The sequence below is a fragment of the Sporanaerobacter acetigenes DSM 13106 genome (assembly GCF_900130025.1).
In the GTDB taxonomy this organism is placed as follows: Bacteria; Bacillota; Clostridia; order Tissierellales; family Sporanaerobacteraceae; genus Sporanaerobacter; species Sporanaerobacter acetigenes.
In genome coordinates, this window is record NZ_FQXR01000026.1 from 1 (window position 1) to 12,311 (window position 12,311).

Here is a 12,311-nt window from a genome sequence, read left to right on the forward strand (position 1 = left end):
CTTGAAAAAATCTTTTTTTAATTCTTCTCCTGTAGAATAATATTGATTTTCTAAATTTAGCTTTGTATTATTTATAAAATCTATTACGTCCATATAGCTCTTCATAATTTGTATACCTAGCCTTTCTCTTTATGTTATATTTTTAGTTAAATATTAGTTCAAGAGAAAACTTTAAAACTAAAGTTTTCTCTTGAAGCTTTATGTTAGTCATTTAGCTAATTGGGGGAGTATCTATTATCTACCAATTGACATAATCTATAAATATAGTTAAATTCTAATTTTAAATACTTGTATCTACGCTTTTATTCTTCTATATATACATAATGAAATGTTATGCTACCTGTTGGACTAATTCTAAAATCCTTAACTCTATTACTTAATAATAAAGTAGAAGAACCATAAGTTAATGGACAAACTATATAATTCTTTAATGCAAATTCTTCAGCTTCATGAAGTAATTCATTTTTCTTTGCAATATCTATTTCAGTTCTTATCTTCTTCACTAAAGCATCATATTCTGGATCGCTAAATTGTGGATTATTGTTAGAATTACCAGTCTCAAATATTTGTAAATAAGAAAATGGAAAACGTCCTCCATTCCAAGCAGATCTAGCTAATTGGAATTGTCCACTATGTCTTCTCTCTGATTCTACTTTGTATTCAACATTTACAAGTTCTATGTCAATATTTAAATTGTTTTTCCACATTTCTTGAAGCATTTCAGCAGTTCTTTTATTCCCAGGGCTAGAATTATATAAATATTCTACTTTAGGAAATCCTTCTCCATTAGGATATCCTGCTTCAGCTAAAGCTGCCTGCGCTCTTTTTACATCACCCTTTATAGGTAATATTTCTCCATTAAAGCAAGCTTCTGCATTTTTTATATAGAAGAATTCATTAGCAAGCTTTACAGCATTTTCTGGAGTTAAAGCTCTCTTCCAAGAGTATTCAAAGTTCTTTGTAGTAACTGGTTCTCCATCAGACCATTTGGCATCCTTTCTCAAATGAAATGTATAGAATAGGCCATCATCACTTATCTCCCAACTTTCTGCAACAGCAGGCTGTATTTCTAAATTTTCATCCTCATCAATTAAACCTTCAAATAAAACACCATTGATTGTGTTTCCTACACTTACCAATAAAATTAAAGGCCAAAACAGTTAAACATATAGCCAATGCTGGATAAAACAGCTTATATGGGTGAGTCATAAGACTTGGTAAAGCTTCATTGCTAAGCGTACCCCAAGAAGCTTGTGGCGCTGATATCCCCAAGCCTACAAAGCTCAGTGAAGCCTCTGTAAATATTGCACCTGGTATGCTAGATGCTACTTGTATGATAATAATTCCCATGGTATTTGGTATTAAGTGTTTAGTAATTATTCTCCAGCTACTTGCTCCTGCAGTTTTAGCTGCAAGTACATATTCACTTTCCTTTAAGGATAAAATTTGACCTCTTACCATTTTTGCTATACCAAGCCATGCAGTTAACCCTATCACTATAGTTACTGTTTTCAATCCAGAACCAAATATAAGCATTAAGATTATTACATAGAGAAGACGAGGTATGGAACTTAATATCTCCCTTATTCTCATCATTATAATATCTGTTTTCCCACCTGCATATCCAGATATGGCACCATATAAAACTCCTATAGTCAAGTTAACTATTGTAGATACCATTCCTACAATTAATGATATCCTTGCTCCGTAAATTACCCTTACACATAGGTCTCTTCCTATATCGTCAGTTCCAAAAGGATGTAGTTTATTACGTACATTTTTATAAACTTCTAATTCTTCTCCTTTTGAATTTAATATTTTATAGGGCTTTTTATTGTAATCAACTATAACTTTTTCTCCATCAATTGTATATATTTTTCTCTTACCTATTAAATCTTCTTCTGGTTTTCCAATTTTCTCCAGTAACACACCATCTTCCGTTACAGTAAAAGCTGTTAAAACTGGATCCATGTAGAAATATGTACCATCTTTTAACTTTCGTATTTTTAACCTTGGAGGCAGTGATTTAAATTCCAAGCTTTGGTCTGAATAGTCATATGGTGACAGGTAGGGTCCAAATATAGCAACCAATACTAAAAATATTATTATACACACACCTAATATAGATAATCTATTTCCCTTAAATCTTATCCACCCATCTTGCCAACGGGTTAGAGATTGCCCTTTCATTTCATGAGCTTTGTCTTTTTTCTTAACTGGTTTCCAAAGTTCTGATTCTATATCTATTTGTGAATAATTCTGAATTTTTTCCATATATAACCCTCCTCTCTTTTTATTTATCTATTCTAACCCTTGGATCAACAACTCCATATAATACGTCTACAATTAATACCATAGTCAAAGATATTAAAGAAGAAAATATTGTAACTCCCATAATGGTTGTATAATCTCTATTTCCAACAGCTTGTACAAAATATCCTCCTACGCCAGATAATGCAAAAATTTTTTCAATCACAAAAGATCCAGTTAAAGAACCTGCTATATTTCCTCCTAAACTAGTTATCATTGGCAATGAAGCGTTTCTTAGGGCATGCTTATATAAAACCTTTCTTTCACTTAAACCTTTTGCTCTGGCAGTTCTGATATAGTCCTGTCCTAAAACTTCTAGCATAGATGTCCTGTTTAATCTAGTCATAGATCCAATTGACCCCAAAGACATAGCTATGCAGGGTAGAATATAGCTTATAAATCCATCTTTTATCCCAAAAATCGGAAACCATCCTAATTTAAATGCAAAAATATAAAGTAATAAACTGGCTTTTACAAAACCTGGTAGCGTTTTTCCTAAGGTCGTAATAAACATAATTCCTCTATCAAAAGGGCCATTTCTATTTAACGCTGCACCAATTCCTAATGGTATGCCAAATACTATAATCAAAATTATATAAAATATAGACATTCTTATAGTAACAGGAAAACCTCCTACAATAAGTTCTGTAACACTTCTTCCTTCATAAGCATAAGATGGCCCTAGATCAAACTTCAATACACCCTTTAGAAAATCAATGTATTGTTTATGTAAGGGAGCATCTAAGTGATATTTATCCATTAATGCTTTCTGTACTGCGGGGGACATCCAGTCTTCTCCTTCCTCTACAGAAAATGGTCCTCCTGGAACAGCATGCATTAAAAAAAATGTAATAGTGATAATAATAAATAATGTGAGAAACATATATCCAATTCTTTTTAAAATGTATTTTGCCATAATCTTTATAGTTAATATCAGTGAATATTAACTAGTTTCACCCCCCTCTAAAAAATCAATACTATTGTTAAAATTCAAACATATACTATGTCCACTACATAAATTCCCCCCTCATAATGAATTTTTTGTGTATTTTATATGTTAAATACTTTCATATATTATAAACATTAAATAAATTAAATTTTGTAGTCTAGACTACAAAATTTAACTCATTTTTTGAATATTCTATAGATTTAAGCTAATATTCATATAGAAATGATAATTAAAAAAACAATAAACTAATTAAATTTAGTTTATTGCTTTAAAGTATTTACTCATATATCAGTTCTTTATGCCCAATTCACATACTCCTTTAATTTTTCCAAGTTTAATACTATAATCTTGTTATTTCTAACATATATTAATCCTTCTTCTTCAAAATCACATAAAACTTTAGTTACAGTAACCCTGGAACATCCTATCATATTAGCAATCTCTTCATGGGTAAATCGTTTCCGTATTTCTACCTTTTCATTATCTATAAAAATACCATCTTGATAACAAAATCTAATTAGAGTATCAGCTACTTTACCTTTTGAATCACTAAAAGATAAATCTAATAACTTGCTCATCAAAATTCTTTTTTTCCTTATGACATTAATCAGGATAAACCTATATATCATTGGTTCTTCAAGTAAAATTTGTTCCATTATTTCCTCATTTAATATGGAAATTCTGGTTTTCTTACTAGTTTCTGCAACCATATCACTCTTCTTGCCTTCAAAGTATTCAAGTTCTCCAAACATTCCACCACCATTAATAAAACAGAAGACTTGTCTTCTACCATCCACACTATACCATGAATAAGCTACTCGTCCCTTTGTTACAATATATATATGCTTGTCCTTGATTTCTATAACGCAGTCTTTGTCATATTCTTGTTCTATTCCTTTTTTACTTATCTCCCTAAAAACTTGTTTCATCTTTGTATCTCTTTCCCGATCAAAGAAAATATCATACACCATAATCACCTCATAAAATAATTAAAACTCTAATTATGCAGAATCTTTTCATAAATTTATCACTACAATTTTTTTATGAACAACTTAAAATCATGATCCTCTGGTTCAAACATGGAATTTTCCATAATTTTTTGTGAGGGAATATTTTCAACACTAACTAAGCTAGTCATAATTTCTAAATCCATATCCCTAAGTAGCACAATTACTTCTTGTATCATTTTTTTACCAATGGATTGATTTCTATACTTTTCCCGCACTGCAATTAAATCAATCCAAACACCATCATAATGTGGATTACTTACAAACAAAAGCCCTATATATCCAACAGGTTTATCATCTTGATAATAGATATAGAGTTTATAATTCTTGTTGGCTTTAATCTTTTGACATAATGTTTCTGCATCATATTTAATGTCCATAAAAGATTCATTGTCTATAAAAATTAAATCTTGAGCCATTTCGATAGAATAATCGAATTCTATAAGCATTATATATCCCCTCCTTCTTCATCAAAAAATAAATCTATGTATTTTTCATTTTCCAAATTATGTTTAAATGAACGTAATCTGTAACCCCTTGAACATTATTTCTTAACAATAATATGCAAATGCTCTGTCGCATCTCTATATTGTGACAATTCACAACTTTCTACTGCTGCAACCATGAAATTTTCATAAATCTGTGGCATATAGGTATATAAGTTTTTCATCTGTATATTAAGACCTGCTAAAAAGCTTTCTGCTCCTGCATAGGATACTATATTAAAACCAGCCTTTTCTACTTCCGTGATTGCTAATGGTGGTGTTGTAAAATAAGTAGCTGTAAAACTCTCTTCTGGTGAAAACTTTAAATCTCCATTTATATATCTTTGAAAATGTTCTGTATCCTTAAATACTTCCGGGAACTCACTTACAGCTGACTTTAAACATCCCCATGTATTAATATATGAAATCAAAGCAATACCGTCTTTTTTTAGAATCCTATGGCTATCTCTTAGAACCTTTAATCTATCCTTCTCACCATGTAAATGATATAAGGGTCCCATAAGTAAAATCCCATCAAAGGTATCATTTTCAAAACTATCTAATTCTAATGCACTTTTACAATAATAATCCTCAGCTTTTAAATCAGCTTCCTCTATCTTTCTCTTTGCAATATCTAATTCATTACTAGAAATATCCAGTAGTGAAACATTATAACCATTTTGCAATAACATTACTGAATATCTACCCGGCCCAGAACCTATATCCAAAATATGCCCTTGTTTTGGAAAATATTTTTCAATTAAATAAACCGTACTATCATACTCTATCTTGGAATATGGATTATTGAGTCTATTCCACTCATATTCAGCTGCTTCATTATAATATTTTTTTACATCATCAATCATATTTATCTCCTTTTCTTTATTTACTGTTACTATAAATAACTTAATATATTAATGATTCAGTTCAATTAATGTGTTTTCTAATTCTAACAAATATCTATTATAAAATTGTATTTGAAATTTTATATTATCTTTAAATAACCTTGTCCCTTCCACAGTTTGTAAATCGTATCCCTCAACTAACTTTTCTAAACTTTTAATCCTATTACTTATTTTTTCATATGTTTCTTCTATCTTCAGTTGTTTAATATTATCCCAATCAAGTGATTGATATATCCTATACGCTCCAAACCTGTCAATGTTATCTGAGTCAGTTACTATTTTAGATTCTAGTGTTTCTTCATATGAATAGCCAGCTTCACCATCTACATGTACTGCAATTGCATAACAAATATCGTCTATTTGTTTATTCGATAGGTTCAATGTCTCTAAAAAAACTTTAGCCACCTTTGCTGAAACTCTGCCATGATCTCTATTAACTTCTGTTTGAAATTTACCAACGTAATGAAGTAAACAACCTATCTCAACTATAAATGTATCAGCGCCTTCAACCTTAGAAATTTGCTTTCCAATATGACTTACTCTTAAAGAATGTTCATATCTATACTTTTTTTCTATATCATCTATATTCATTGACTTATTTAATGTGTTCCACAAAAATTCTTTAGTTAAACTAATTATATTTTCCATTTATTCCTCCCAAAATAAGTACTTTTACCGTAATGTTATCCAATATCTTTGAACAACATTTCCATTATCCTCAACAACCTCATTCTCCAATATGCCACCGTTTGCAAGTATTGTTTTTGCTGATGCTATATTGGTCTTATCACAAGTAATAAGAGCCTTTTTTATATCTAATTGAATACATTTTTCTAATGCCATTTTTAACATAGCTTTTGCATGACCTTTTCTTCTTTCTGTTGGACGAATTCCATAACCAATATGTCCACCAGTACTAAGTAAATTTTCATTTAAATAGTGGCGTATGCTTATTGCACCTAATATTTTTCCATTATCATTTATCAAGAAATACGTATCTGAAGGTACTAAATGAGATGGGCAAGTTTCTTTATGATTATATGATTTAACTTTATTTAACCAGTCAGAATAATTCATCTCATTACTTCTTATTGCACCTGGATAAATATGTTCTCCTGTGTTTTCCCATTCGGTCATCATATTAATATATGATTGCTCATGTTCTTTTGATGGTAATACTAAATATACATTATCCACTTTAATATCACTTCCCTTTCTTTAACCTTCAAAATAATCTTCTTCTAATATCCCATACCAATATTCATCTATCCATTTTTCATTATGAAAATTGGCTTTCCTGAAAACAGCTTCTTTTTTCATGTTTAGCTTTTCCAACAAACTGCTTGACCTATTATTACCTGCTACTGTGGTAGCAAAAATTCTATGAAGTTTCAATTCTTCAAACCCATATTCCATGAGAACATTACTGATTTCAAAAGCATATCCTCTTCCTTGATAATCTTTGTTTATTATCCATCCAATCTCATATACATTTTCATATTCATATGGATGAAATATAACATGTCCTATGACTTTACCGCTGGACTTTTCTACCAAGGCAAATACACTTGGATCTTCACAAATAAATGTATCAACAAATTTTTTTGCTTCTTTGTAGGTAAATGGTGGTTCAATATGTTCCATTACATCTTCATCACTTAAATATTCAAATACATCCTGATAATCATTTTTATTGAATTTACGCATTACTAGTCTTTCAGTGGAAATTTGTTCAATCATATGCAGATATTCACCCCTTCTAACTTAAGTAGAAATCTCTTTATATTTGTTTTATCTCCTGCAAACCCTACTAAATCTCCATTTTTACCTATAACTCTATGGCAAGAAATAATTATTGGTAATTGATTAGCTCTATTTGCTTGACCTACTGCTCTTACTGATTTAGGATTTCCTATTACTTCTGCTATTTGTAAATAGCTTCTAACTTCACCATAAGGTATCTGTCTTAATACATTCCAAACCTTAATTCTAAATTCTGTGCCTTCAATAAACAAGGGTAATTGAAAATTTTTTTCTTTTTATTAAAGTATTCATCTAATTGAATAACAACATCTTTGCAAATTTGTTTATCTAATTTAATATCTGCATTTTCTATTAGATAATCTTCCCAATCTTCTTTAAAAGAGTAAATTTCATTAATAAAAAAGTTCTTTTCCTTCTCAAGGATAGGAGCATAATAAACAACTTTTGAACCTATATCCTGCTTGTCAAACTCTACTGTGAAAGGACATCGGATTGGTATTTCTTCTATATTTTCGTCAATGTGTAATACCACTGATAAATCCTTTTCTTTATCTATATTTGGAATAATTTCACCTTCTGCTTGTTCATATACCGTAATAACAAGGCTCTCTAATTTAACATCATCCCATTCATCTGGAAGCAAGCCTTTTTCAGCAAAATGCTGTAACTGCATCATTCCTTCTCTATTCATATCATGAATTGGAGCACTACTTGATGAATCAAATCTAAAGTGTATATACCTTTCATTTTAACTCCAATGTCATAATATAAGCATCGTAATATTCTTTATCAATTTTGAAATATTTCTTATAAACTCCTACGATTTCAAATCCAGCTTTTTTATACATTCTAACCGCATAGACATTATCTGTTCTAACCTCTAAATCTAATACCTCAATATTATGAGATTTTGCAAAATTAATTAATTCTACTATCATTTTAGTTCCTATTCCTAAATTCCAACATTTTTTTAAAACTGATATTGCCAATGTTCCTCTATGGTTAATTCTACTTCTTGATAATCCTCCAATATTCCCCATAACAACAATTTCATTATTTATTTCTCCAATTAGCATTACTGAATTTTTTGAATTGTTAATTGCTTGGATAATATTTTTCTCTTCATTTACAGTACAATTAAGTTCATTGATACCAAAAGTTAGATTATCAGATTCACCACTTACCAAATTAATATAATCTAATACTCTTTCAGCATCATCTTCCGTTACTTTTCTTATATTAAATGGTTCATCACTTTTTGAATCCATCTCTTCTTCCCTCCACCTACTTATTAAAAACTGACATTATTATTTCATCATAATACTTTCCATCTTTAAATATTTCATCCTTCAAGATTCCTTCTACTTCAAATCCACACTTTTCATAACTTTTTCTAGCCCTCATATTAAATGAAAATGTGCTTAATCTTATTTTACGAATATTCATATTATTAAAGATAAAATTCATAAGTACTTTCATTGCATCGGTACCATACCCTTTTCCCCAATACTCCTTATCTCCAATCATAATACCAACAGTTGCCACACGAGATAACCAATTGACTTCTTGAATACCACAGCCACCTATATATTTTTTTGTTTCTATATCTTCTATGGCAAAATTATAGCTACCATCTTGACTACTTTTCTGTGATTTTACCCACTCTTCTTCTTCCCATAGAGTCATAGGAAATGGAACATTTGTAACTAACAATTTTTTAAGTTCTTCATCATTTACAAATGATGTTGCTTTTGGTATGTCTTCTTCTCTATAAGCTCTTAAGCAAACTTTTTCTCCATAATACATTTACAATCCCCCTACAAGTTATAATTTTTCGATACTCGTCTTCATATTACAATGTTCTTGATAAATACAATCACTTTAATCCTATCTCTATTTCTATCATTGAATCCTCATTATCATCAATAATCTCAACACTTATCTTATTAACAATAGTTTCAAAAACGTCAGTTACTTCCCTTGTTTTTTCAATTGCTAATTTATACTTTTCTTCACTTTCTACCTTGCCAACAGTCATATGAGGATTATATTTATCTACTTTTAGCCATTGAGGAAAATATGGCTCTAATATTCCTGTATATAGATTTCTATGAATTTCAACTATTTCCTCTTTCCCATTCTCAATATTTAGGAAAAGATAATTTCCAAAAGATTTAACTGGTGTAATACCTTTAAGCACTAGAGGAAAAGAATTTACTGATGCTAAAACTTCTTCCAGATGACTTTTAAGTTGAATAGAATCTATATTGCTTTCAAACGGAAATACAAGTGTTATATGTGGTCTAACATGACTTGCTAATGGATCATACATCTCTCTTATTTCATCAATAATTTCTATATTACTAAACTCTGGAAAAATCATTATACATCTTTCAAACATCGCTCTTTTCAAAGCATCTTCCATTTTTATTTCACTTTCCTTTCTTTGCTGAAATATTACATCTTCTTAATCACCTTTTCCATATTAATCTGGCCTCGTTCATCTTTTCTTTCATAACCAAAGCTTTCATATAATCTTATAGCATTATAATTTTCTGCATCACAGGCTAAGAAACTTCGCTTTGCATTATTTTGCTGTCCCCATAATATTGCATTCTCTAGCAACAGACGACCAATCCCTTGTTTCTGATATTGTGGTCTAACGGCTATTTCTCTGATCCATAATACTATTCCATTTTCACTTTCAAAACCATAGAGTCCTACAAAACATATGCCAACTACTACTCCATCTGATTTAGCTACAAATACTTGTGAATCATCTGACTCGTGCCATTCCTTTATCCATTCACTTGTTTCGCCTTCAAATCCCCTAGAATTTTCCCTGCAAGACTTAGTTACATCAGAAGCGCTCTCATATTCAGTGCTTTTTAAAACTCTGATACATGTATTTTCTTTTTTCCGTATTTCTAAATTATCAATATCATAGTTCCAGAAATCAACATATTCAGAATAAATTTTATAGCCTTCTCCATACATTTCTTCAAGAAAATCTTCGGGAATAAATTCTATATATAATTTTTCTGTATCCATCACATTTTCTACCATAAAATCTTCAACTGCTTTTAAACCTATAAAAAAAGCTTCTTTCGTATTTGCTGCCCAAAATAACTTTATTTTATCTTCTAATTCTTTAAATAAAATAATACAATCTTCATCTTGAATACAAACTTTTGAATCATAAATTTCTTCCTCATCTACATATTCCAAAGAATTGTACTTAAATTGTTTAGCTTTATTTAAAATACTCTCCATATTTTACACCTCCAGTTCTATATTGGTGAATTGGCATAATCTTCAGTCAACTTCGTTAAAATATATTTCTCCATAAAATCAACCTCCTTTGAAGGCTTCTATTATTAAAACGAACATCCCCAGCTTTTTGCCCAAATGCAATGGATAATACAACCAGTATTATCTCAAAAATATAATAAATATATTGAAAAATGAATTTATTAACAAATTCCTCTACTTGTTGATATTGAAATGATAGTTCAATATATTTCATTACATCTTCATCACTTAGATACTCAAATACATCCTGATAATCATATTCATTAAACTTACTTTGTTCTGTTCTAAAAGTACAATCCATAATAATTTCACCTCTTTAAATTATCCCAATTATCCCTTTATTTACATTGTTCTCCCTCGTTATGTAATAATAAAAATGCAACCATAATAACTATCCAGTAACCAATTACAGCAATAATTGATGACTCAACTCCAAATGAACCGCCTGTCAAAATAACTGATTTAGATAACATCTCATAAGAAAAAATAGCATCTGTATTATGTTTAATGTTAATATCTAGAATATCACCAATCATAATAAAATTCCACATTCCATGTACCAATGCACTAGACCAAACTGAACCACTCTGATATACAATCAGGGAAAACATAATACCTACGCTTGTCCCTGCAATTAATAGCAATATTATATCTCTCAAGTTCATATCTATGTTTATAATATGCAAAAGTCCAAAAATGACCGATGGAACGATAGCAGCAGCAACCCTTCCCCAACGTTCTTCTACCATACGCATAATAAAACCTCTGAATACCATCTCTTCAACAACTCCAGCACTAATTCCAGCACCAAACAATGCAACAAGAATAATGTTTGCAATTTTTGATGCATTCATACTATTTGCTACAAAAATTCCTGGTGTACACATTAAAGCACAAGACACACCAACTGGCAATAATAATGCACATAAAGCCCATACTGGACTTACTTTTGGTTTAGTAATACGGCAATCTTCTAATTTAATATGAATTACTTTTTCACAATATAACTTAATAAGTCCGTAAGCTATTCCAACATAAATAATGCAGTTTAAAAATGCCACAATATTCTCTGATAGTGGTAGAATATATGCAATACTACCTATGGCACTTGCAACAAATAGTATTCCTATCCCTGAAATAACATGCCATAGTGCATTGGAACTATTTAAAGTCATTCTAACGTTTGTTTCTTTTTGTTTACCCATCTTTTATCACCTTTTCTATACAAAAATTTTGCTTCTATCTATTCAAACGTTTTAATTAATGAATTTACTGCACCTTTAAGTAATCATATATAACTATTTTTGTTTTTCATCTATATATTTGATATATTTGCTAAATTTCAACTTCTTCAATACTCTCAAGTCCACTATTCTCCCCAAAATCTTTTATCGTATCAATAGCTCTGTAAGCGTCAAATCCACCCCACATTTTAAAGAAATGCTTTCTATGAGATAATACCTTTAAACATCACCAATAAGGGAGGTTATCTCAAATGACTGAAGAAGAAAGAAAACTTTGGACTAAAAGAATCGAAGATTATAGAGCCAGTGGTTTAACCGCTATTAAATGGTGTGAA

Annotated in this window: 17 protein-coding genes; all 17 read right to left on the reverse strand. The window is 30.0% G+C overall.

Going from position 1 to position 12,311, the window contains the following annotated elements:
* Nucleotides 1–302: 302 nt before the first annotated feature.
* The 17 genes from BUA21_RS15135 to BUA21_RS14165 all read right to left on the reverse strand — a co-directional run bounded on the left by BUA21_RS15135 (nt 303) and on the right by BUA21_RS14165 (nt 11,937).
* Nucleotides 303–1,139, reverse strand: coding sequence for an ABC transporter substrate-binding protein (locus BUA21_RS15135; protein WP_072745462.1), 837 nt, complete (start codon nt 1,137–1,139; stop codon nt 303–305).
* Nucleotides 1,099–2,274 carry an ABC transporter permease gene (locus BUA21_RS14095; protein ID WP_072745463.1) on the reverse strand — a complete coding sequence of 392 codons (1,176 nt, stop codon included), beginning with the start codon at nt 2,272–2,274 and terminating at the stop codon, nt 1,099–1,101. Before BUA21_RS14095 ends, BUA21_RS15135 begins: the two co-directional genes overlap by 41 nt.
* 19 nt (nt 2,275–2,293) lie before the next feature.
* Nucleotides 2,294–3,226 carry an ABC transporter permease gene (locus BUA21_RS14100; RefSeq protein WP_072745464.1) on the reverse strand — a complete coding sequence of 311 codons (933 nt, stop codon included), beginning with the start codon at nt 3,224–3,226 and terminating at the stop codon, nt 2,294–2,296.
* A 329-nt stretch (nt 3,227–3,555) separates the two neighbouring features.
* Nucleotides 3,556–4,188 (reverse strand): Crp/Fnr family transcriptional regulator, encoded by a 633-nt coding sequence (locus BUA21_RS14105; protein ID WP_159429119.1) that lies wholly within the window; start codon nt 4,186–4,188, stop codon nt 3,556–3,558.
* Between the two features lie 101 nt (nt 4,189–4,289).
* Nucleotides 4,290–4,715: a GNAT family N-acetyltransferase gene (locus tag BUA21_RS14110; protein WP_072745466.1), complete on the reverse strand. Its 426-nt coding sequence runs from the start codon at nt 4,713–4,715 to the stop codon at nt 4,290–4,292.
* Nucleotides 4,716–4,810: 95 nt separating this feature from the next.
* Complete coding sequence (locus BUA21_RS14115; RefSeq protein WP_072745467.1) at nt 4,811–5,617, reverse strand: class I SAM-dependent methyltransferase; 807 nt, start codon at nt 5,615–5,617, stop codon at nt 4,811–4,813.
* 48 nt (nt 5,618–5,665) lie between these two features.
* The gene (locus tag BUA21_RS14120) at nt 5,666–6,304 is read right to left on the reverse strand and encodes an HD domain-containing protein (RefSeq protein ID WP_072745468.1); all 639 of its coding nucleotides are present in this window, start codon (nt 6,302–6,304) and stop codon (nt 5,666–5,668) included.
* A gap of 24 nt (nt 6,305–6,328) precedes the next feature.
* Nucleotides 6,329–6,853, reverse strand: coding sequence for a GNAT family N-acetyltransferase (locus BUA21_RS14125; RefSeq protein WP_072745469.1), 525 nt, complete (start codon nt 6,851–6,853; stop codon nt 6,329–6,331).
* 21 nt (nt 6,854–6,874) lie between these two features.
* Nucleotides 6,875–7,396, reverse strand: a complete 522-nt coding sequence (locus tag BUA21_RS14130) for a GNAT family N-acetyltransferase (protein WP_072745470.1) — start codon at nt 7,394–7,396, stop codon at nt 6,875–6,877.
* Nucleotides 7,393–7,671 carry a methylated-DNA--[protein]-cysteine S-methyltransferase gene (locus BUA21_RS15145; RefSeq protein WP_233242627.1) on the reverse strand — a complete coding sequence of 93 codons (279 nt, stop codon included), beginning with the start codon at nt 7,669–7,671 and terminating at the stop codon, nt 7,393–7,395. The genes BUA21_RS14130 and BUA21_RS15145 overlap by 4 nt, the downstream gene beginning before the upstream one ends.
* Nucleotides 7,623–8,111: a hypothetical protein gene (locus BUA21_RS15150; protein ID WP_233242626.1), complete on the reverse strand. Its 489-nt coding sequence runs from the start codon at nt 8,109–8,111 to the stop codon at nt 7,623–7,625. Before BUA21_RS15150 ends, BUA21_RS15145 begins: the two co-directional genes overlap by 49 nt.
* Nucleotides 8,112–8,163: 52 nt before the next feature.
* Nucleotides 8,164–8,688 carry a GNAT family N-acetyltransferase gene (locus tag BUA21_RS14140; protein WP_072745471.1) on the reverse strand — a complete coding sequence of 175 codons (525 nt, stop codon included), beginning with the start codon at nt 8,686–8,688 and terminating at the stop codon, nt 8,164–8,166.
* Between the two features lie 16 nt (nt 8,689–8,704).
* A complete protein-coding gene (locus tag BUA21_RS14145; protein ID WP_072745472.1) occupies nt 8,705–9,226 on the reverse strand; it encodes a GNAT family N-acetyltransferase in 522 nt (173 codons plus the stop codon).
* Between the two features lie 70 nt (nt 9,227–9,296).
* Nucleotides 9,297–9,845, reverse strand: coding sequence for a 2'-5' RNA ligase family protein (locus BUA21_RS14150; RefSeq protein WP_199229078.1), 549 nt, complete (start codon nt 9,843–9,845; stop codon nt 9,297–9,299).
* A gap of 32 nt (nt 9,846–9,877) precedes the next feature.
* On the reverse strand, nt 9,878–10,693 hold the full coding sequence (locus BUA21_RS14155) for a GNAT family N-acetyltransferase (RefSeq protein WP_072745473.1): 816 nt from the start codon (nt 10,691–10,693) through the stop codon (nt 9,878–9,880).
* Between the two features lie 55 nt (nt 10,694–10,748).
* The gene (locus tag BUA21_RS14160; protein ID WP_072745474.1) at nt 10,749–11,033 is read right to left on the reverse strand and encodes a hypothetical protein; all 285 of its coding nucleotides are present in this window, start codon (nt 11,031–11,033) and stop codon (nt 10,749–10,751) included.
* 37 nt (nt 11,034–11,070) lie between these two features.
* The gene (locus tag BUA21_RS14165; protein ID WP_084604321.1) at nt 11,071–11,937 is read right to left on the reverse strand and encodes a CPBP family intramembrane glutamic endopeptidase; all 867 of its coding nucleotides are present in this window, start codon (nt 11,935–11,937) and stop codon (nt 11,071–11,073) included.
* Nucleotides 11,938–12,311: the final 374 nt, after the last annotated feature.

Excerpts from the sequence above, each read along its gene's own strand:
- BUA21_RS15150 (WP_233242626.1), bottom strand. The coding sequence starts at position 8,111 with ATGAATAGAGAAGGAATGATGCAGTTACAGCATTTTGCTGAAAAAGGC.
- BUA21_RS14145 (WP_072745472.1), bottom strand. The coding sequence starts at position 9,226 with ATGTATTATGGAGAAAAAGTTTGCTTAAGAGCTTATAGAGAAGAAGAC.
- BUA21_RS14100 (WP_072745464.1), bottom strand. The coding sequence starts at position 3,226 with ATGGCAAAATACATTTTAAAAAGAATTGGATATATGTTTCTCACATTA.
- BUA21_RS14110 (WP_072745466.1), bottom strand. The coding sequence starts at position 4,715 with ATGCTTATAGAATTCGATTATTCTATCGAAATGGCTCAAGATTTAATT.
- BUA21_RS14105 (WP_159429119.1), bottom strand. The coding sequence starts at position 4,188 with ATGAAACAAGTTTTTAGGGAGATAAGTAAAAAAGGAATAGAACAAGAA.
- BUA21_RS14155 (WP_072745473.1), bottom strand. The coding sequence starts at position 10,693 with ATGGAGAGTATTTTAAATAAAGCTAAACAATTTAAGTACAATTCTTTG.
- BUA21_RS14095 (WP_072745463.1), bottom strand. The coding sequence starts at position 2,274 with ATGGAAAAAATTCAGAATTATTCACAAATAGATATAGAATCAGAACTT.
- BUA21_RS14120 (WP_072745468.1), bottom strand. The coding sequence starts at position 6,304 with ATGGAAAATATAATTAGTTTAACTAAAGAATTTTTGTGGAACACATTA.
- BUA21_RS14165 (WP_084604321.1), bottom strand. The coding sequence starts at position 11,937 with ATGGGTAAACAAAAAGAAACAAACGTTAGAATGACTTTAAATAGTTCC.
- BUA21_RS14115 (WP_072745467.1), bottom strand. The coding sequence starts at position 5,617 with ATGATTGATGATGTAAAAAAATATTATAATGAAGCAGCTGAATATGAG.
- BUA21_RS14130 (WP_072745470.1), bottom strand. The coding sequence starts at position 7,396 with ATGATTGAACAAATTTCCACTGAAAGACTAGTAATGCGTAAATTCAAT.
- BUA21_RS14150 (WP_199229078.1), bottom strand. The coding sequence starts at position 9,845 with ATGGAAGATGCTTTGAAAAGAGCGATGTTTGAAAGATGTATAATGATT.
- BUA21_RS14160 (WP_072745474.1), bottom strand. The coding sequence starts at position 11,033 with ATGGATTGTACTTTTAGAACAGAACAAAGTAAGTTTAATGAATATGAT.
- BUA21_RS14140 (WP_072745471.1), bottom strand. The coding sequence starts at position 8,688 with ATGGATTCAAAAAGTGATGAACCATTTAATATAAGAAAAGTAACGGAA.